We start from the raw sequence: 19947 nt of genomic DNA on the forward strand, positions 1-19947 counted from the left end.
TTACTACCATATTCACACCATAGATTTTGGTGTTGACCCTATTTTACCGTTTCCTTATTTTTTTATCAGTGTTTGGCCGGTCATTTCTTCCGGTTTTTCAACATGTAATAAGTCGAGCAACGTCGGCGATAAGTCCGCTAAAATACCGTCGCTGCGCAGTTCTTCCCCGTCTTTTGTCACAATGACAGGAACCGGGTTTTTCGTATGAGATGTCATCGGTTCACCGTCCAACGTGATCACTTCATCCGAATTACCGTGGTCAGCGGTAATAATGGCATGACCACCGAGTTCGTGAATCTTGTCAACCACTTTGCCGAGACACGCATCCACTGCTTCGATCGCCTGGATGGTTGGCTCAAGTCTGCCGGAATGGCCAACCATGTCCGGATTAGCGAAATTCAAAATAATCGCATTGTGCTCCCCGCTATCCAGCTCACCCAACAGCGAATCTGTTACGTCATAGACACTCATTTCCGGCTGCAAATCATACGTCGCCACTTTCGGTGAATCGATAAGCACACGTTTTTCACCAGGAAATTCGTTCTCCCGGCCGCCACTCATAAAAAACGTCACATGCGGGTATTTCTCGGTTTCAGCAATCCGGAGCTGCTTCATCTCGTTTTGTGCCAGAACCTCGCCAACCGTATTGTCGAGATTCACTGGTTTATACGCGACATACCCATCAATGGATTCACTAAATTCGGTCAGCATCACAAAGTCCACATTTTTCGGCGGATGATTGCCGCGATCAAAATCATGAAAATCGTCATTGGCAAACGTCCGCGAAATTTGGATGGCACGATCCGGACGGAAGTTGTAAAAAATCATTGAATCGTTGTCCTGAACCTGTCCGACAGGCTCGCCATTATCATCGATCATGACGGATGGCAATACAAATTCATCGTAAATGCCATTGTCATAAGCGTCATCGATGACATCATATGGATTCCGATACGTTGGCCCGTCGCCATAAACCATGGCATCGTATGCTTTTTTGACTCGATCCCAGCGTTTATCACGGTCCATGGAATAATAGCGGCCGGAAATAGTAGCAAACTGACCAACCCCGTATTCCTGCATTTTCTCTTCGGTCTGCTTCACATATGTTTTAGCCGTTTGCGGTCCGACATCACGGCCATCAAGAAACGCGTGGACGTACACATTTGTCAGATTCTGATCTTTCGCCAATTTCAACAATGCAAATAAATGATCAATGTGACTGTGAACGCCACCATCCGATAACAGTCCAAAAATGTGCAACGCCTGGTTCTTCTCTTTCGCATACTGGATGGATGTTAGGAAAGCGTCTTTTTCAAAAAATTCGCCTTCTTTAATGGACAGATTGACTCTAGTCAGACTTTGATAGACAATGCGTCCGGCACCGATATTGAGATGACCGACTTCCGAGTTGCCCATTTGCCCTTCCGGAAGACCGACCGATTCTCCGCTTGCCTTCATCTGATTGTGCGGGTATTGGTCCCACAAACGGTCGAAATTCGGCGTATGTGCCTGTTTGACCGCATTGCCTTTTTCCTCATCACGCAGTCCAAAGCCATCAAGTATAATTAACGCGGCAAGATTTCGATGTGTCATTTGGTCCCTGCCTCCACCATTTGCAGGAATGAATCCGGGTCAAGACTGGCACCGCCAACCAATGCACCATCAATATCAGATTGTCCCAGCAAGTCATCAATGTTGGCCGGCTTCACACTGCCGCCATATTGAATAACCATCTGCGAGGCAACCGTTTCGTCTGTCATATTTTCAACAACATGCCGGATATGAGCGCATACGTCATTAGCTTCGTCACTGGATGCTGTTTTGCCTGTACCGATCGCCCAAATTGGCTCATAGGCAATAATCGCGGTTTCAATCTGATCCTTCTGTAATCCGTCAAGCGCTTTGCGGACCTGGGCATCGATATGAGCGTTCGTCTCATTGGATTCGCGCTGTTCAAGCGTCTCCCCGACACAAATGATAGGCGTTAAGTTATGGGCAAAAGCGGCGTGCACCTTTTTATTAACCGTTTCATCGGTCTCCCCGAAATGCTCGCGACGTTCGGAATGTCCGATGACGACATGGGTGACACCAAGATCCGCTAGCATGGCTGGGCTGACTTCACCGGTAAACGCGCCATTCTCTTCAAAATGCATCGTCTGAGCACTGATGTGCAGCTTGCTGTTGTCAGCTGTTTTTACAAGGGACGACAAAAAAGGAAATGGCGCACACACAATGGCCTCAACGCTGTCATCATTCGGCAGTTTACCCACCACGTCTTCGGCAAACTGATCGGCATCAGCCGCCAATTTGTTCATTTTCCAATTTCCGGCTATTATCGTTTTCCGCATGTTTCTCACCTCACTATCGTTTATTTTATCACGCGTCGTCCAGCGCCTGGACACCTGGAAGGACCCTTCCTTCCATAAATTCAAGCGACGCGCCTCCACCTGTTGATATATGGTCCATGTCATCGGCAAATCCGAATTTTTCAACGGCCGCTGCTGAGTCTCCGCCGCCGATCACTGTATAGCCTTCCGTGCGGGCAAGGCTCTCGGCAACGGCTTTTGTTCCGCCGGCAAATGCGTCGTATTCAAAGACGCCCATGGGTCCGTTCCAGATGACCAATGCCGATTCTTTGATAATGTCGTCATAGGTTCGGCTTGTTGCTGGTCCGATATCAAGCGCTTCCCAATCGTCGGGAATATGTGTGATGGCCACCTCTTTGGTATGGGCTGTTTCGGAAAAATCGTCCGCAACGACCGCGTCCTCCGGTATCACAAATCGGACCCCTTTTTCTTCCGCTTTTTGCATAAATTCACGGGCAAGATCCAATTTATCCTCTTCAAGCAGTGAATTACCAATATCGTAACCTTGCGCTTTAACAAATGTATAGGCAAGCCCGCCGCCGATAATTAAGTTGTCCACTTTATCAAGCAGATGATCGATAACATTGATTTTGTCTTTCACTTTCGCACCGCCAATGATCGCGGTAAAGGGCCGATCGGGATTTTCCAGTGCTTTTCCCAAGACGTCGAGTTCTTTATCCATAAGAAATCCAGCCGCAGCAGGCAACTTCTCCGCAACACCGGTCGTTGATGCGTGCGCACGGTGAGCTGCACCGAAAGCATCATTGACATACACATCAGCCATAGCCGCAAATGCATCAATTAGTTCCGGGTCGTTTTTTTCTTCGCCAGGTTCAAAACGGACATTTTCTATTAAAATAATCTCACCATTGCCGACTTGTGAAATGGCTTCATTTACTTCCTGGCCATATACGGCATCCGTCTTAACGACATTCTTTCCGATTAAGTTGCTCAATCGTTCCGCAACCGGATCAAGCCGCAGTTCATCCGATACGTCTCCTTTCGGGCGGCCGAGATGACTGGCCAGGATGACAACCGCGCCCTTATCTGATAAAAAGTTGATGGTCGGCAATGCGGCTTTGATACGTGTGTCATCCGTCACCTCGCCATCACTCATCGGCACGTTGAAATCAACCCGGCAAAACACGTTTTTGCCTTCAACATCAAGATCGTAAAGCGTTTTTTTATTCATGCAACTACCTCCCTGATCATACCAATTATGTAAGTATAGGTGACCGTTGCCGTTCTAAACAGGCAACAGGCGCCCGCCATTACACTGAAAAAAAGAGGAGGATGTTCCTCCCCTATGCTCCTTATAATTCCTGCTTGCCGATATAGACAGCCATGTCCACACAACGCGCGGAATAAGCCATTTCATTGTCATACCATGATACGACTTTGATCATGTTATCTTCAAGAACCATGGTTGATTGGGCATCGAAAAGAGATGAATGGGTATTACCGATAATGTCACTGGACACGAGCGGTGCTTCCGTATAGCCAACAATGCCTTCCATTTCCCCTTTTGATGCGGCTTCAAACGCCTTATTGATGTCTTCCCTGCTTACATTCTGATCAAGATCGGCAACAAAGTCCGTCAACGATCCATCCGGTGTCGGCACACGCACCGCCATTCCATTTAATTTCCCTTTTAGATCAGGAAGCACTTTTTCAACGGCTTTTGCCGCGCCTGTTGTCGTTGGAATGCTGTTCTGCGCTGCCGCACGGGCCCGTCGATAATCTTTATGCGGCAAGTCGAGAATTTGCTGGTCATTGGTATACGAATGTACCGTTGTCATCAAACCGCGCTGCACACCGAAATGATCGTGCAATACTTTAACGAGTGGCGCTAAGCAATTGGTTGTACACGACGCATTGGAAACGATATAGTGCTCAGACGGATCATAGTCGTTTTCATTGACTCCCATGACCATAGTAAGATCTTCCTGTTTGCCCGGTGCCGAAAGAATCACCTTTTTCGCCCCTGCATCAAGATGTTTCTTCGCATCCTCACGCTGGGTGAAACGGCCGGTGGATTCAATGACGATGTCCACACCAAGATCCCCCCAGCCAAGGTTGGCAGGATCGCGTTCGGAAAGTACCTTCACTTCTTTGCCGCCGACCACAATGTTTTCCCCTTTTACCATGACGTCCTCGTCCAGCATACCATGAACCGTATCATACTGCAGCAAATGTGCAAGCATGTTGGCATCCGTCAAGTCATTAACAGCAACCACGTCCACCTCGTCATTTTTAAAAGCCTGACGGAATACGTTACGTCCGATACGCCCGAATCCATTAATACCTATTTTTAGTGCCATATCTATTCCTCCTATATCATAATGCCATACTATATTCAAAGGGAGATAATCATCCCTCTAAAATCGCTTCAGCAGCCGCTTCATCCGTAATCAACAAATCACTTTTCCCCTGCTTGAAATACGACTCGATCGCTTGTGCCTTGGATTCTCCCCCGGCTACCGTGATCACGCGTTTGCTATTTTCGGATAAATCATCCAAATGGATGCCTATGGTCCGGACATGATGAACAATCTCACCGAATGCATTGAAGTAATAACCGAACGCTTCACTGACAGCATGTCCGTCCCGGAGCTTTTGCAGAATATCCTCCGGTGTCTTACGACGTTCAGCCATGGTCAGTGCATCACCGATACCATGCAGAACAACATCCGCTTCATACATCAAATGCAGTACGTCTTGAACAGCGGGTTCTTCAATCATGGTCCGGTACGACGTTTCACTTAATGGGTCCGGGACATACAGCAAACGGTAATTCCCATGCGCCTGTCGTGCCATCTTCGCAGCAATGGTGTTGGCTTGATGTTCTTCCTTTTCTCCGATACCACCCCGTGCAGGGACAAATAAACAATCCACTTCCCCGCTTAACGGTGCCATCATATCAGCTACAGCCGCCATGGTCGTTCCACCTGTAACAGCAATGGTCTCATGGGAGCGTTTGTTATCCTGTAAATACGAGACACACGCTTTGCCCATTTCCTGTTTAACCCACGCCTGTTCATCGCTATTTCCCGGAACAATGACAACCCTCTCCAGCTGTAATGTTTCCTCCAGCTGTTTTTCAAAGGTATCCAGCCCCATCGCTTCATGCATGAAGGACGCGAGTTGATTAATCACTATTTTTCCCTCTTTGGTCAGTTGCATTCCTTTTGATGTAACGGTCACCAAGCCTTGTTTGGACAGGACATCCAATTCCCCGCGAATATGCCGTTCCGTGTCGTTGGTATTTTCGGCAAGCGCCCGTCTTCCAATCGGCTCCAGGAGTTCAATGTTCTGCAAAATAACGTAGCGCTGCTGCATAACGTCCAGCAAATCAGGGTATAATTTTTTCTGCAAATCCATGATTTCTTTCATATAAAAACTCCTCATTTGGACATATTTCGTCCCGGACCAATAAAAACCATCCCACGCAGATCAAAAAAAGAGAAAAGTGATGTTTCCCCATTATTTTACCATACCATCTGCTTTATACAAACGTTTTGCATCAGTTGGCCGTTGATTCCTGCAAAACGTGATCGAGCACGTCATAACTGATGGCTTCGTATGCAAATGTCCGCCCTTCTATTTCCACGACAGGAATGACCATCTGATACGCTTCCAACCATTCATCACACGTTTCAATGTCTCTCACCTCTACGTCGAATGGATGGACGCGTTGCAATAGATCCAGTATGGCTTCCACTTCATCGCATAATGGGCAGTGGGCTTTCGTGTAAAACAGGATGCGTCGCATTCGGGATTCTCCTTATTTTCGTTTTGTTGATGACGGCAGGCCCAGTTGTTCCCGATATTTCACAACGGTGCGCCGCGCCACTGTGATTCCGAATTCCTCGTACAGCCGTTCCTTAATCGTCTGATCAGAAAGCGGTTTTTGCTTATTTTCGCCGTTAATGAGTTCACCGATTAATTGTTTAATTACAAACGATGCTGTTTGTTGCCCATTGGTTTGTTTAACACCGGACTGCAGGAAAAACTTCAACGGTATGACGCCTTGTTTCGTCTGGATGTATTTATTCATAATGGCCCGGCTTATGGTGGAAACATGCATATCCAATGCCTCAGCAAGATCCTTAAGTGTTAATGGTTGCATCATCATGGCACCATGCGAAAAGTAACGCTGCTGTTTCCGGACAATCGTCTTAATTACCCGTTCCAACGTGTTTCCGCGAAACTGGACAGCTTGTTGCAACCATTGAAGCTGTTCGTGCTTCTCTTTCAAAAACTTTCTGGCATCCGCATCATCCGGCCGGAAGTCTTTATATGCGTCACTGATTTCAATCGTCGGTGCATGCCATTTATAAAATGACACATACCATGTCCCATCGTCTTCATAGATGTGCGCTTCCGGAATGATATGTTCCGTTTTTTGGGCTGATAAAAGATGGCCAGGCTTGGGATGACAGGCTTGAATGTGCCGCAGGACGCTCTCAGCCTCCGCTTCCGTTAATCGAAAATGGGAGCTTATCGCTGATATGTCCTCATCAGCCAGCCATTCCAGATGGTCCTCCAGCAGTTCCTCCAGAAACGACCATTCCTCACCCATCTGCAAGAGAATGCATTCCTTGAGCGAGCGCGCACCTATACCTGCCGGTTCGAGCGACTGCACCCACCGCAAAGCTTCTTCTGCCTGCAAGATAGGAATCGAACACGCTTCAGCCCATGTGTCCATATCCATTTCCAAATAGCCATCGTCATTCAGCGAATCGATGCCATACAAAACAGCCGAGCGCAAATCATCGGGGACATCAATGGTGTACAGCTGATGTTTCAACTGCTCATGCATCGACGTTTCCGCCTGATTGATTTCCCCGATGGCTGGCTGTGTGTCTCCGGCTTGTGTGAAGCTTCTCAGGTCATCATCATAACTAATATCGTCAATTAAAGGATTTTCTTTCGCCATTTCTTGAATGTATTCAACGACTTCCATCCCTGTTAATTGCAGAAGCTGGATAGATTGGATAAGCGACTGATTCATTTTCAGCTGTAATTTCTGTTCCTGAACGATTGTCGGCCGCATACTACCTCCCCCATCTATCCTGATTACGTTCAGTATGCCACAAAATTGACAAAAACGCACGTGTCCCCACTCAGTCATTCGTGACATATATCACACCAAATCCAACCAGACAGGAATACAATAATAGTAGACAAATAAAAGCGGGTGGTCAACATGCTTTGGGATATCCGTCAGATCATCGTGTTTCTTCATATACTATTAGCTATCACGTGGGTCGGCGGCGTGTTCTTTATCGGATGGGGCGTTGTTCCCGCCATTCGAAAAGAAGCTTACACGGATCAACGCCGTTTTCTGCTCGCTCTCATGCAATGGTCCCATTCATTATTAACAGGAGCAGGAGGTGGGGTGATTGCAACTGGGATCCTACTCGGCACCGTTTTCGGTCCGATCAGCCGTTGGAACGACATTTGGCACACCTATTTTGGAACTATATGGATGATGGCGCTTGTTGTCGGTATCCTGACACTGTTTTGGGGTGTGTGGATTGGATTCCGATATTCCATCGGCGTATTGTCGGATGCCGCTTTATGGGAAGCAGCGGATAACGGCGACACAACGCCACTGTTCAGGGCATTAGCAAAAGCTGCTTTGCTTGAATCCGTTGAAGTAGCTGGGTTTGTCACTCTGATTGTATTAATGGTTTTTCTATAATAAAGGGGGTTGATCCTATGATGTCTTCCGCTGTGAATGATAATCAGCCAATCTATTATTACCGTGCATCATGGCTCCAGCTTTTACGTCCAATGACCCTGACCGGAACAGTAACACCCATACTTGCGGGAACCGGTATCGCTGCAGCCAATGGGACGATACAGCCAGATCTATTTCTGGCTATGCTCGCAGCCGCTTTGCTTGTTCAGTCGGCAACCAACCTATTTAACGATTACTATGACTTTTTGCATGGGCAGGACAAACCAAAATGGACGACCGACATCGTTCACGCGAAAGGCCCTTCCCATCATGCTGTATTATATATAGGTGTTGCCATGCTCGTGATAGCGATGAGCATTGGTGGTTGGCTCGCCACCCAAAGCACATGGTGGATTCTCCCGGTCGGTATGGCAGGAATACTGTTTGGCTATCTATATTCCGCAGGTCCCCGCCCCTTATGTTCCATTGGACTCGGGGAAACGGTCGCCTTTACCTTTCTCGGACCGGTTGTTACGATTTTAAGCTATGTTGTTCAAGGCAATCGGATGGATGTGCCGATTATCGCCATATCATTACCATTTGCCTGGCTGATTGCATCCATGATTCTCACCAATAATATACGGGATATTGAAAAAGACGGCCCATTCCGCCGAACACTTGCAACGATTCTTGGTCGTGCAAGAGCTGTCCGTTTACTGATGGTGGTGTTGGTTCTTCCATATGTAACGGTCATTATCTTGATGACAGCCGGTTTTCTGCCTGTATCTTCAACCATCGTCCTGTGCGCAACCCCGCTGGCCATCAAACTGCTTTGGTCATTCCGGAGCCATGCGGAAAGAACGGATGAACGTTCCGGCATGAAATGGGCAGCATGGCACCACTGGGCATTCGGCCTGTTGATGGTAATAGGAATTTGGGTATAGCGTTAAAATCACTTAAAAATAAATAAAAAAGCAAGGCGCCCGCATGAATGGGATCCTTGCTTTTTATTAGGTAGTGCGCCCGGGAGGACTTGAACCCCCGACCCCTGGTACCGGAAACCAGTGCTCTGTCCAACTGAGCTACGAGCGCATGTTTATGTGATTTCGACACAATGAATATTGTAACGCTTTGAGCTTGTTTTTACAAGTGTTTTTTATGATTTATATGACTCAATCGTTATTTACGGTCGTTGACATATGATGCCCCACCATCATTAATGCTTTGGTACCCTGCAAACAGCTTGAAACAACAGGCACCATTGAGGTACGATCGCAGTACGGTAACCTAATCCAAAAATACATACGTCTTCAGTTACAGGTTTATTTTCGTATTTACAGGGAATGATGTTTTTGGTGAATTTTTTAACGGGGATAGACTTCTTTTCATTTGACCTTTTTTGACCTATTAGGTATGATAAACATGTAAGTTACATGGATGAATTTGAGAAACAAGGAGGAAAAACGTATGAATCTGATACCAACAGTTATTGAACAAACAAACCGCGGAGAACGTGCCTATGATATTTACTCACGCCTTCTGAAAGACCGTATCATTATGCTTGGAAGCGGCATCGACGATAATGTCGCCAACTCCATTGTCGCACAGCTTCTCTTTTTGGAAGCGGAAGATCCTGATAAGGACATCTCCCTTTACATTAATTCACCGGGCGGCTCAATCACTTCCGGCATGGCTATTTATGACACCATGCAGTTTATTAAATCGGACGTGTCCACCATCTGCACCGGAATGGCCGCATCCATGGGCGCGTTTTTGCTGGCAGCCGGTGAAAAAGGCAAACGGTTTGCCCTGCCGAACAGTGAAGTTATGATTCACCAGCCACTCGGCGGTACGCAAGGTCAGGCATCGGATATTGAGATCCATGCACGCCGTATTATCGAAATGCGCGAAAAAATGAACCGAATCCTATCTGAGCGCACAGGCCAGCCAATGGAAGTTGTTGAACGGGATACAGACCGCGATAATTTCATGTCAGCTGAAGCGTCCAAAGAATACGGCTTGATTGATAAGGTGCTCGAACGAAACACGAATGAAAGCTGAACAGCATGAAACATCCGGGCTGCATGGATTACCGTGCAGCCCTTTACTTTGCCTGATGGAACCAACGTTGGACATCAACACCAGGATCACATATTTGAGACAAATGCCATCAGCCTTTGCATGGCCTCCTCTTCATCCGTACCATCTGCAATGAGAGTGATCGTTTCCCCCGATGTAATGGCGAGACTCATTAACCCCATAATGCTTTTGGCATTCACCCGTTTTCCATCCTTTTCAATAAATAAATGAGACGTATAGCTGTTGGCATCTTGAACAAATTCAGCTGCAGGTCGTGCCTGCAACCCAGCATCAAGTCCAACCGTTATTGATTCTTCAACCAAAACCTTCATCCTCCTCTTTTTTGCAATCGATTACAGCATGTTTAAAAAAACAGCAGCCAATGAGTACGTGAACTGCTGAAAATAAATGATGATAGCAATTACTATTACTATTATTATAGCATACGCCAACGATCCATTCACTTTTGGAAACTGCTTCCTTTTTCTCTTAATGTCTCTGCAAAGTCATTGATTTTTTTCAGCCGATGATTGACACCGGATTTAGAAATTTTTCCAGTGCTCACCATCTCACCAAGTTCTTTTAACGATACATCCTGGTGTTGCACCCGGAGTGATGCAATTTCCTGAAGTTTTTCCGGCAACGCATCGAGTCCGACAGTGCTTTCAATGAAGTGAATGTTCTCCATTTGCCGGAATGCAGCACCGATTGTTTTGTTCAAATTAGCCGTTTCGCAATTAACAAGACGATTGACTGAATTACGCATATCCCGGACGATACGGACATCCTCAAATTTGAACAACGCATTGTGAGCACCAATGATGCTGAGAAACTCGGTTATTTTCTCCGCCTCTTTTAAATAGGCAATGTAGCCATTTTTTCGTTCGAGTTGCCGGGCACGGAGCTGAAAATCATTTAATAACCCTGTTAGGGCCTCATTATGTTCCTGATATGCGTTGAAAATTTCCAGATGATACGACGACGTCTCCGGATTATTAATCGATCCACCGGCTAAAAATGCCCCACGTAAATACGATTTGCGGCAGCAATCCTTTTCTAAATAAGCTGTGGGTATATCTCGCTTAAGTGTATTGGATTCGTTTAATATGCCTATATCCACCAGCAAATCTCGAGCTTTTTCCTTCATGCGGACAATATAGACATTGTTTTTTTTCAGTTTCATTTTTTTCCGAACAAGAAGTTCAACCGGAATATGGTACAGCGATTTAATCAGTGTGTAGATGCGCCGTGCAATCGCTGCGTTTTCCGTCTGTACATCAAGTGTATAAAACTGTCCGGACATGGAAATAACACCATTCATCCGAACAAGTGCTGCGAATTCCGCATATTGACAGCATATGTCCGATTCCATTCCGGTCAGTTCCTTTTTTATCTCAGAAGCAAATGACAATCCCGGCACCTCCCTTTGTCCATCAATTCCATTCGATCTAATTAATGATGGAATAAAGCAAATTCGCTACCTTTTCCGTATCATGCCGCAATGTCGTTTTGGATGGATTGATGATATCACCCTCAATGATTTCCAGCCCCATATCCACCAGTCGGTCTGTATCATAGACAACGGGAGAGGCATTTTCCTCGGCATAAACATTACGAACGCGTTGACTGATCGGTTCATTATGGACAACAATCGTATCAATGCATGACTCTCCGATATGATGACGGATGGCCTCAACATGGTCTGCCGCCGTATAACCTGTTGTCTCCCCAGCCTGTGTCATCACATTGCAGATATAAACAACGTTTCCTTTCGCGTGTTTTAATGCGCCAATCATTTGCGGGATGATCATATTCGGCAAGATACTTGTGTACAGGCTGCCCGGAGCCACCACGACCAAATCAGCATTCCTGACAGCTTCCACAGCGTTGGGAAGCGGCTGAACCGGCTCCGGACGCAAAAAAATGCGTTCGATTTTTTTGTTGGCAAGAGGAATGTTCGATTCACCTGAAACAATCGTGCCGTCTGTCATTCGTGCGTGCAAGGACATACTCTGGTTGGAAATGGGATAAATCGTCCCTTTTACATTCAACACTCGGGAAATTTCTTTAATCCCCGTGAAAAAATCACCCGTTAACGACGTCATTGCCGCCAGAAGAAGATTGCCCATGGAATGTCCGGTTAGCCCATTTCCCTCAGCAAACCGGTGCTGAAACAGATCCAAAAGCATTGGTTCTGCATCAGAAAGCGCTGCAATCACATTCCGGATATCACCGGGTGCCGGCATCCCCATCGTATGTCGCAACCGCCCCGTGCTCCCACCGTCATCCGCAACAGTCACCAGGGCCGTCAGATCAATCGGCAAATTCTTTAATCCACGCAGAAGAACAGGCATTCCCGTACCACCGCCAATGACAGTGATATTCGGTCTCTTTCCGCCGTTCATATTAATGGTCCTTTCTTTTATCCATATCACGGTGACTGACATGGGTGATATAGTTGGTGGCAAGCTGTTTGGCAAAGTATTCGGCAATAGCTACCGACCGATGCTGCCCACCCGTGCATCCAATTCCAACGACAAGCTGTGACTTGCCTTCTTTTTTATATTTCGGAAGCATGAACTGCAGCAAATCAAGCACCTTTTCATTAAACTTCTGTGTATCAACCCATTTAAAAACGTATGAGGAGACTTCTGAATTCAAGCCCGTCATGGGCTGCATATACGGCACATAATGCGGGTTTGGCAAAAACCGAACATCAAAAACCAAATCCGCATCGATCGGTATGCCGTATTTATAGCCAAATGACACCATATTCACCGAAAAGATCTCCTGTTTTCCTTCCATATATGTCCGAAGTATTTTATCCCGTAATTGTTTTGGCTTAAGCGTTGTTGTGTCAATAATTCGCTGCGCCCTGCCCCGCAATTCATCAAGAATGGTGCGTTCCTGTGTAATTCCCTCAAGGGGCAACCCTTCTGATGCAAGCGGGTGTGACCGCCTCGTTTCTTTATACCGTTTCACCAATGCCTCATCTTGTGCGTCCAAAAAAAGGATGTGTTCTCTCAGCCAGTTTTCTTCTTCCAATATGTCGAGAGCTTCAAACAGCGAATCAAAAAATTCTCTTCCGCGTAAATCCATGACAAGCGCCACTTTACGAATGTTATTCCGTGCATCTTTCATTAGTTCCAAAAACTTCGGCAGTAAAGCGGGCGGTAAATTGTCAACACAATAATAGCCGAGATCCTCAAAGCTTTGTATGGCTACGGTCTTGCCCGCCCCCGACATGCCTGTAATAATAACCAATTTCGTATCCTGTTCACTGTTCCACATAACAACGCTCCCCTTCATGACCGTGTGGGATCAAGACGCACATACAGCAGTTCATAATCCTCTGTGTAGGAAAACGATCCGTATAAAATGGATTCATCGGAAGACAACACATGGTCAAAAATCTTTCTGTCTCCTTCCGCCATCGGCACATCGTCAATGGCCTCCAGTGCCACCCACTCCAGTTCGCCTTCTTTGCAAAAGTGAGACATCACACCTTCTGGTTCAGAGTCAGTGAATGTGAACATCATCCATTCCTGCACCAGGTCGTTATGGCGGTAAATCATGAAAGTAAATACACCGACCAGTCTTGGGTCATGAAGCTGCAAATCGGTTTCTTCCTGAAATTCACGGATGGCGGATTCTTTAATGGTTTCACCCGGTTCCATTTTGCCCCCGGGAATAGCATACCAGCCTCGGCGCGGTTTTTTTATTAATAGAACGTTTCCATTCGATATGACTATGCAATTGGTTACACGCTGCATGACTGTTTCACTTCTTTCAGCTCAACGATCCAAACACTATACTTATTATACAATGAAAGGGATGCGCCCAACAAGCGTCACAAACGTCATTCATCCAACGCGGATATGAAACCAAAAAAAATGCAGGTGCATCATCACCTGCAGAAAACTAATTTATTATTAAAGGGGGTCAATTAGTAATTCCATTATAACGAATCATTGTTTCGTACGGGTTACAACAGAATTAAAATGTCATTACTTTTGATGACATATCTCAAGAAGTCGAACTGCGGTGACACCATGCTTTTGTACGTCAATCATCATGTCCCGCGTTCGATCCCCCCCCGTTACGGAACGTTTACGTTTGTGCTGCTTTTATTTCTTCCATCAGATCTTCAATATACTTCTGGGCTTCCTCTGCTGCAATGCTTCCGTCACCCGTAGCGGTCACAATTTGCCGGAGCGATTTCTCACGAATATCGCCTGCCGCAAACACGCCCGGTATGGATGTTTCCATATTTTCATTCGTGACGACATAACCTTCATCGTTCGTGATGCCCAACGACTCGAACGGCTCATTCAGCGGCAGCAAACCGATATAAATGAAAATTCCATCGATGGCGTGATCATACTCCTCACCGGTTTGATTATTAACCAATGTGGCACTTTCCACTTTGCCGCTCGGACCATTAATTTGTTTGGCTTCCGTATTCCAGATAAATTCTATTTTTTCATTGTCAAAAGCACGGTCCTGAAGAATTTTTTGCGCACGCAGTTTATCACGGCGATGCACGATGGTGACTTTATTGGCGAACCGTGTCAAATACATGCCTTCTTCAACGGCGGAGTCCCCACCGCCAATCACGATCAAGTCTTTTCCTTTAAAAAAGGCACCATCACAAACGGCGCAATACGAGACACCGCGTCCGCCCAACTCTTCTTCACCCGGAATACCGAGTTTCTTGTACTCAGCACCTGTTGCAATGATCAGTGTCCGTGTATGATACTGTTTCTTACCGGCATTAATCGTTTTATATTCTCCGTGATCATCAATGCTTTTAATATCGCCATAGGCATACTCAGCACCAAATTTCTCGGCATGCTCATATAATTTATTGGATAAATCCGGCCCCGAAATATAGTCAAAAGCGGGATAGTTTTCCACATCTTCTGTATCGGAAACCTGTCCTCCCGGGATTCCGCGTTCAAGCATCAGTGTATCCAAATCCGCACGCGATGCATAAACAGCGGCAGTCATACCCGCAGGACCGGCACCAGCAATAATAACATCATACATACGCTCTTCGGCCATGTTATCAGCCCTTTCTTCACTATTCTTGCCATCCATATTCATCGTAAAGCAAGACGACATTTTCGTCCACCTTAATGCTTACAACGTGAAACATCATTCAGCGGTGATTCCTTTCTCTTGTTTCAGTCGGAATCATTCCGCATCCCATGGACGTTTTTCGTCAGCGAGTTCGGGATGACGTTCACACCCTTTCTCCCATATGGAAAATGCTTTGGTCGGCTTCTCCAGTTGATAGGCTGCTGTGCTGTACCATTTATAATAAGACATGAGGTCCATCTGTTGATCATTGATACTCCGGAATCGTGTGTACGCCTCGTCATATTGTCCAGTTTGAGCAAATGTGACAGCTATTCGCAGTTTTTGTTGCTCCTGCACCGGATATACATTTCGCAACATGTTTATGTGATGTTGGCAGGCATCATGCTGTTGACGTGCATCATAAAACACCGCCAGATTGCCACGGGCGTGCAACGATTCGGGATCTTCTTCCAACCATGTTTGTTCCATGCCAAGAGCTTTTTCGCCATATCCCGCGAAAAATAGCGCATACGCATAATCATGCCGGACGTGGTCATCTTCCGGAAATAACGTTGACATGTCTTCAAGCAACGGCAATGCCTTGTCCCATTCTTGACGTTCCATATGATGACACACCATTTCATGATAAGTGAGCTGTTCGTCTTCCTGACCCGATTCCTCGTCATTTTCGTCTGAATCATCGTTGTCCACTAGGGCCATTAACTGTTCCGCATCTTCTCGCAATTCCCCATTCGGGTTTTTATTAATATATGATTCTGCATATTCTTTTGCATCATGCAACTGTCCCAAATGGGCGCAATTATTGGCAAGCAAATAATAACAATCAACATAACTGTCACCTGATGTTTCCAGCACATTCAACAGTATTTGATTAGCCGTATGATACGAGCCGGTTTCCGTATAAATAATTGATAACTGGCACTGATATAACGGATTATCCGGTTTTTCTTCTATTGCTTTCTGCAACCATTTTACCGCACGATCGAATTTATGCTTTTGAAATGCGTCGACGCCTTTCTTAAAATAAAAATCACCGTCCGGAATAAAGGGGACAATATTTTCCTTACCCTCACCTGGTGCAGGGTTATGATTTTGTTTCATGTCGGCACCCCCTATGTGTCAAAACTTGCCGTACAAAGTATACCATATATACAGGACGATTGACATACGGATGAAACATGACGTTTGTACAAGTGTCCATTCATTGAAGCATTCCCGCTCATTCAGCAGGGGTCACCGCCTCATGCAATAACTGATCAAGGTCATCTGTATACATTTGCGTCTGTCTTTCATCCCAATGCAATACATCGGCCATATAATTGATAACATCATCTTTATGAGCCCGGACGACATCAATGTCAAAAAACAGGGCTCCTGTCCGTCGCACAAAAAAGTCAGCCGGTTTATAAGCCATTTCATACTCCATTGAATAAATCAATTCCGCCAAAATAATGGAATCGATGCCAATTTCCTCAGCGTCCGTTTGTTTTTCCCGATACAGCGTGAAAATGGTATCCGCATTAGCGCCGTATCGCTGAATAAGCTGGGATGCTGTCTCTTCATGTATTCCCAGTGCTTTGGCCTCAGCCATTTTTCGTTCCATATAATGCCTAAAACCTGCTGAACCTCCGACGTCTCCGCCGCTTATCGGCAAATGCTCTGTTTCCGATTCCGAATACAGAATCCCTTCGTCTTCTTTAAACTGATTCACCACCACGTCAACGGCCTGTTCAGCCATTTTACGATATCCTGTCAATTTCCCTCCTGCCATGGAAATCAAGCCTGAATGCGAAATGAATATCTCGTCTTTGCGTGAGATGTCATCGGGATTATCTTTTCCTTCGTCGGCTATTAGCGGTCGCAGCCCGGCATAGCTTGAATCCATGTCATCGGCTGTCATATTGAGTGACGGGAACATGGCATTAATGACCTCCAATAAGTAATCCCGGTCCTCAACGGTCATCACCGGATGGGCTATATGTCCATCAAAGCTGGTGTCCGTCGTGCCTACATACGTTTTGTTACCGCGGGGAATTGCAAAAATCATCCGTCCATCCGGCGCGTCAAAATAAATCGCCTGCTGCAACGGAAACCGGCTCTTCGGAAAAATAAGATGAACCCCTTTTGTTAAATGAAGTGTTTTTCCTCGTTTGGAACCATCCATTTCACGAAGCTCATCCACCCATGGTCCACCTGCATTGATAACTTTCTTGGCGTGAATAGGCAGCTTCCGGCCGGTGATTACATCTTCCACTAACACACCAACTATTTTGCCGGACTGATAAATGAAATCAACCGCTTGGGCATAATTCACAGCATGTGCGCCTTTTTCGACGGCCTTTTTCATCACGTCCACCGTGAGCCGCGCATCATCGGTTTTGTATTCCACATAGTACCCAGCGCCCTGCAGCCCGTCTCTGTTCACAAGTGGCTCTTTGATCACCGCTTCTTCCGGCTTCAGCATTTGTCGTCGTTCGTCTTGTTTCACCCCTGCCAAAAAGTCATAGATACGCAACCCAATATTGGATGTCAGCGGGCCGAAGTTCCCTCCCTTATAAAACGGCAACATCATCCATTCAGGTGTCGTTACATGCGGTCCGTTTTCATAGACGATTGAGCGTTCTTTTCCGACTTCGGACACCGTTTTGACTTCCAACTGTTTTAAATAACGCAGCCCGCCATGAACAAGTTTGGTGGATCGGCTTGATGTGCCCGCTGCGAAATCCTGCATCTCCACAACGGCGGTATCAAACCCCCGAACTGTGGCATCAAGCGCAATACCGGCACCGGTAATGCCACCGCCAATGACGATGACATCGAACTGCGTGCCTTCCATTTCTTCAAAAATAGCATCTCTTTGATGACTGGAAAATACGGCCATCGTCCATTCACTCCTTGTTCTTGTACCGTTTATAACTTGAACAACGCACTGTTTATTCCCGATTAAAAAGAAACCGCGAAACAGGCCAATGACAAACGATCATCGGCTCTTTTGCGGTTTCCCCGTTTCTCCAACATAGGTTATTATGATTACACGACCGATGGCATGATTGACACTCAAACGCTTTGTTTCTCTTTTTACAGAGCCAATATCGTAAACCATTCATACAACAGCGAATCTATTTGAACGTTCGTGCGGCGTCGACAGCTTTTTTCCATCCGGCATACAGTTTCTCGCGTGTATCTTCCTGCATCTGGCTGTTAAATGTACGCTCTTTTTTCCACTGCTCAGCAATGTCGTTTTTATCATTCCAGTAACCGACAGCCAGACCGGCCAAATAAGCTGCCCCGAGAGCCGTTGTTTCTTGAACGACCGGGCGTTCTACCGGAACATTAAGCATGTCGCTTTGGAATTGCATTAGAAAGTTGTTTTTCACCGCGCCACCATCAACGCGCAATGTTTTTAAATGAATGCCAGAATCAGCATTCATCGCATCGAGAACATCTTTTGTTTGATAGGCGAGGGACTCAAGGGCGGCCCGAACCATATGCTCCCGCGTCGTTCCGCGAGTGATTCCGAAAAAGGCGCCGCGAACAGCGCTATCCCAGTATGGTGTTCCAAGCCCGACGAACGCTGGCACCATATAGACACCATCCGTTGAATCCACCCGTGTTGCGTAATCCTCACTTTGTGGTGACGCATCAATGATTTTCAATCCGTCACGAAGCCATTGGATAGCCGAACCGGATACAAAAATGCTACCCTCCAGAGCATATTCGACGGTGCCATCAATTCCCCAAGCCAACGTCGTCAGCAACCCGTGATCGGATCGCACCCCTTTTTCGCCGGTATTCATCAACATGAAATTACCGGTGCCGTATGTGTTTTTCACCATGCCTTTTTCAAAGCATGCCTGACCGAATAATGCCGCCTGCTGGTCACCGGCGATACCAGCGATGGGAACATTATGACCGAAGAAATGGTAATCAACCGTATGGGCATAAATGTCGGACGATTCTTTGACCTCAGGCAACATACATTTGGGCACACCCAGTATGTCCAATAGTTCGTCATCCCACGTAAGATCGTAAATGTTGAACATTAACGTTCGGGATGCATTCGAATAGTCCGTAATATGTGTTTTCCCACCCGACAGCTTGTAGACAATCCATGTATCCATAGTCCCGAATAATAAGTCGCCATTATCGGCCTTTTGCCGGGCACCATCAACGTTGTCCAGAATCCATTTCACTTTGGTTCCGGAAAAATAGGCATCAATTAATAAGCCCGTTTTTTCACGAACGGTATCCGCATACCCTTGGTCATTTAATTCCTTGCAAATATCATCGGTTTGCCGTGACTGCCAGACGATGGCTTTGTAAATCGGTTTGCCTGTATGTTTATCCCAGACAACCGTTGTTTCCCGTTGATTGGTTATACCAATGCCGGCTATTTGCGACGGATTTGCATCTGCTTTGCGCAAAACATCAGAGATGCAAGCGAGCATGGACGTCCAAATTTCATTGGCGTCATGTTCGACCCAGCCCGGCCGTTGAAAAAATTGCTCAAATTCTTTTTGCGCTGTCTCTACAACCTCGCCATTGTGATTAAACAGAATCGCCCTGGAGCTTGTTGTTCCTTGATCCAGTGACATAATGAATGTCTCACTCAACGTGTATCCCTCCTGAAAAACGGATATGTCACATAGCCGGAATCACAGCACTGAGCATCGTCATGTCAGTCTTTCTTTATGACTAATCAACCATACGTGA

Annotated in this window: 19 protein-coding genes and 1 tRNA gene; 3 read left to right on the forward strand and 17 right to left on the reverse strand. The window is 46.3% G+C overall.

The genetic code is table 11. From position 1 onward, the window contains the following. Window positions 1-54: 54 nt before the first annotated feature. The 7 genes from gpmI to rpoN form a co-directional block, all read right to left on the reverse strand. The gene (gene gpmI, locus ACZ5Q7_RS14140) at window positions 55-1593 is read right to left on the reverse strand and encodes a 2,3-bisphosphoglycerate-independent phosphoglycerate mutase (RefSeq protein ID WP_343753768.1); all 1539 of its coding nucleotides are present in this window, start codon (window positions 1591-1593) and stop codon (window positions 55-57) included. After that, entirely contained in the window at window positions 1590-2348 is a 759-nt protein-coding gene (gene tpiA, locus ACZ5Q7_RS14145; protein ID WP_343753770.1) for a triose-phosphate isomerase, read from the reverse strand. The genes gpmI and tpiA overlap by 4 nt, the downstream gene beginning before the upstream one ends. Window positions 2349-2376: 28 nt before the next feature. Next, window positions 2377-3558 (reverse strand): phosphoglycerate kinase, encoded by a 1182-nt coding sequence (locus ACZ5Q7_RS14150; RefSeq protein ID WP_343753772.1) that lies wholly within the window; start codon window positions 3556-3558, stop codon window positions 2377-2379. A 121-nt stretch (window positions 3559-3679) separates the two neighbouring features. Beyond that, window positions 3680-4687, reverse strand: coding sequence for a type I glyceraldehyde-3-phosphate dehydrogenase (gene gap, locus ACZ5Q7_RS14155; RefSeq protein ID WP_343753774.1), 1008 nt, complete (start codon window positions 4685-4687; stop codon window positions 3680-3682). A 49-nt stretch (window positions 4688-4736) separates the two neighbouring features. Next, window positions 4737-5759: a sugar-binding transcriptional regulator gene (locus ACZ5Q7_RS14160; RefSeq protein WP_464432930.1), complete on the reverse strand. Its 1023-nt coding sequence runs from the start codon at window positions 5757-5759 to the stop codon at window positions 4737-4739. Between the two features lie 130 nt (window positions 5760-5889). Further along, complete coding sequence (locus ACZ5Q7_RS14165; protein ID WP_343753780.1) at window positions 5890-6138, reverse strand: glutaredoxin family protein; 249 nt, start codon at window positions 6136-6138, stop codon at window positions 5890-5892. A gap of 12 nt (window positions 6139-6150) precedes the next feature. After that, window positions 6151-7422, reverse strand: coding sequence for an RNA polymerase factor sigma-54 (rpoN, locus tag ACZ5Q7_RS14170; RefSeq protein ID WP_343753782.1), 1272 nt, complete (start codon window positions 7420-7422; stop codon window positions 6151-6153). A 153-nt stretch (window positions 7423-7575) separates the two neighbouring features. Here rpoN and ACZ5Q7_RS14175 point away from each other — a divergent pair, with 153 nt between their 5' ends. Then, window positions 7576-8073, forward strand: a complete 498-nt coding sequence (locus ACZ5Q7_RS14175; protein WP_343753784.1) for a hypothetical protein — start codon at window positions 7576-7578, stop codon at window positions 8071-8073. Between the two features lie 17 nt (window positions 8074-8090). Further along, the gene (locus tag ACZ5Q7_RS14180) at window positions 8091-8996 is read left to right on the forward strand and encodes a prenyltransferase (RefSeq protein WP_343753786.1); all 906 of its coding nucleotides are present in this window, start codon (window positions 8091-8093) and stop codon (window positions 8994-8996) included. Between the two features lie 74 nt (window positions 8997-9070). Here the strand turns inward: ACZ5Q7_RS14180 and ACZ5Q7_RS14185 are convergent. Continuing rightward, a tRNA-Arg gene (locus tag ACZ5Q7_RS14185) sits at window positions 9071-9144 on the reverse strand. 375 nt (window positions 9145-9519) lie between these two features. Between ACZ5Q7_RS14185 and clpP the strand changes: the two genes are divergently transcribed. Further along, a complete protein-coding gene (gene clpP, locus ACZ5Q7_RS14190) occupies window positions 9520-10113 on the forward strand; it encodes an ATP-dependent Clp endopeptidase proteolytic subunit ClpP (RefSeq protein ID WP_464432933.1) in 594 nt (197 codons plus the stop codon). Window positions 10114-10199: 86 nt separating this feature from the next. Here the strand turns inward: clpP and ACZ5Q7_RS14195 are convergent, their stop codons facing one another. The 9 genes from ACZ5Q7_RS14195 to glpK form a co-directional block, all read right to left on the reverse strand. Beyond that, window positions 10200-10454, reverse strand: a complete 255-nt coding sequence (locus ACZ5Q7_RS14195; RefSeq protein WP_343753790.1) for an HPr family phosphocarrier protein — start codon at window positions 10452-10454, stop codon at window positions 10200-10202. A 137-nt stretch (window positions 10455-10591) separates the two neighbouring features. Further along, a complete protein-coding gene (gene whiA, locus ACZ5Q7_RS14200; RefSeq protein WP_343753792.1) occupies window positions 10592-11542 on the reverse strand; it encodes a DNA-binding protein WhiA in 951 nt (316 codons plus the stop codon). Between the two features lie 37 nt (window positions 11543-11579). Continuing rightward, window positions 11580-12536: a gluconeogenesis factor YvcK family protein gene (locus tag ACZ5Q7_RS14205; RefSeq protein WP_343753794.1), complete on the reverse strand. Its 957-nt coding sequence runs from the start codon at window positions 12534-12536 to the stop codon at window positions 11580-11582. 1 nt (window position 12537) lies between these two features. Then, window positions 12538-13422: an RNase adapter RapZ gene (gene rapZ / locus ACZ5Q7_RS14210; RefSeq protein WP_343753796.1), complete on the reverse strand. Its 885-nt coding sequence runs from the start codon at window positions 13420-13422 to the stop codon at window positions 12538-12540. 14 nt (window positions 13423-13436) lie between these two features. Further along, the gene (locus ACZ5Q7_RS14215) at window positions 13437-13904 is read right to left on the reverse strand and encodes an NUDIX hydrolase (RefSeq protein ID WP_343753798.1); all 468 of its coding nucleotides are present in this window, start codon (window positions 13902-13904) and stop codon (window positions 13437-13439) included. A 337-nt stretch (window positions 13905-14241) separates the two neighbouring features. Beyond that, window positions 14242-15195: a thioredoxin-disulfide reductase gene (gene trxB / locus ACZ5Q7_RS14220; protein ID WP_343754210.1), complete on the reverse strand. Its 954-nt coding sequence runs from the start codon at window positions 15193-15195 to the stop codon at window positions 14242-14244. A gap of 132 nt (window positions 15196-15327) precedes the next feature. Then, window positions 15328-16335: a tetratricopeptide repeat protein gene (locus ACZ5Q7_RS14225; RefSeq protein WP_343753801.1), complete on the reverse strand. Its 1008-nt coding sequence runs from the start codon at window positions 16333-16335 to the stop codon at window positions 15328-15330. A 118-nt stretch (window positions 16336-16453) separates the two neighbouring features. Further along, window positions 16454-18115 carry a glycerol-3-phosphate dehydrogenase/oxidase gene (locus ACZ5Q7_RS14230; protein ID WP_343753803.1) on the reverse strand — a complete coding sequence of 554 codons (1662 nt, stop codon included), beginning with the start codon at window positions 18113-18115 and terminating at the stop codon, window positions 16454-16456. A gap of 238 nt (window positions 18116-18353) precedes the next feature. Beyond that, entirely contained in the window at window positions 18354-19829 is a 1476-nt protein-coding gene (gene glpK / locus ACZ5Q7_RS14235) for a glycerol kinase GlpK (protein WP_464433203.1), read from the reverse strand. Window positions 19830-19947: the final 118 nt, after the last annotated feature.

It is taken from the genome of Lentibacillus halophilus, from assembly GCF_055395055.1.

Bases quoted from the DNA above. Each gene is read 5' to 3' on its own strand.
- gpmI (WP_343753768.1), bottom strand. From the start codon at position 1,593: ATGACACATCGAAATCTTGCCGCGTTAATTATACTTGATGGCTTTGGA.
- tpiA (WP_343753770.1), bottom strand. From the start codon at position 2,348: ATGCGGAAAACGATAATAGCCGGAAATTGGAAAATGAACAAATTGGCG.
- ACZ5Q7_RS14150 (WP_343753772.1), bottom strand. From the start codon at position 3,558: ATGAATAAAAAAACGCTTTACGATCTTGATGTTGAAGGCAAAAACGTG.
- gap (WP_343753774.1), bottom strand. From the start codon at position 4,687: ATGGCACTAAAAATAGGTATTAATGGATTCGGGCGTATCGGACGTAAC.
- ACZ5Q7_RS14160 (WP_464432930.1), bottom strand. From the start codon at position 5,759: ATGAAAGAAATCATGGATTTGCAGAAAAAATTATACCCTGATTTGCTG.
- ACZ5Q7_RS14165 (WP_343753780.1), bottom strand. From the start codon at position 6,138: ATGCGACGCATCCTGTTTTACACGAAAGCCCACTGCCCATTATGCGAT.
- rpoN (WP_343753782.1), bottom strand. From the start codon at position 7,422: ATGCGGCCGACAATCGTTCAGGAACAGAAATTACAGCTGAAAATGAAT.
- ACZ5Q7_RS14175 (WP_343753784.1), top strand. From the start codon at position 7,576: ATGCTTTGGGATATCCGTCAGATCATCGTGTTTCTTCATATACTATTA.
- ACZ5Q7_RS14180 (WP_343753786.1), top strand. From the start codon at position 8,091: ATGATGTCTTCCGCTGTGAATGATAATCAGCCAATCTATTATTACCGT.
- clpP (WP_464432933.1), top strand. From the start codon at position 9,520: ATGAATCTGATACCAACAGTTATTGAACAAACAAACCGCGGAGAACGT.
- ACZ5Q7_RS14205 (WP_343753794.1), bottom strand. From the start codon at position 12,536: ATGAACGGCGGAAAGAGACCGAATATCACTGTCATTGGCGGTGGTACG.
- rapZ (WP_343753796.1), bottom strand. From the start codon at position 13,422: ATGTGGAACAGTGAACAGGATACGAAATTGGTTATTATTACAGGCATG.
- ACZ5Q7_RS14215 (WP_343753798.1), bottom strand. From the start codon at position 13,904: ATGCAGCGTGTAACCAATTGCATAGTCATATCGAATGGAAACGTTCTA.
- trxB (WP_343754210.1), bottom strand. From the start codon at position 15,195: ATGGCCGAAGAGCGTATGTATGATGTTATTATTGCTGGTGCCGGTCCT.
- ACZ5Q7_RS14225 (WP_343753801.1), bottom strand. From the start codon at position 16,335: ATGAAACAAAATCATAACCCTGCACCAGGTGAGGGTAAGGAAAATATT.
- ACZ5Q7_RS14230 (WP_343753803.1), bottom strand. From the start codon at position 18,115: ATGGCCGTATTTTCCAGTCATCAAAGAGATGCTATTTTTGAAGAAATG.
- glpK (WP_464433203.1), bottom strand. From the start codon at position 19,829: ATGTCACTGGATCAAGGAACAACAAGCTCCAGGGCGATTCTGTTTAAT.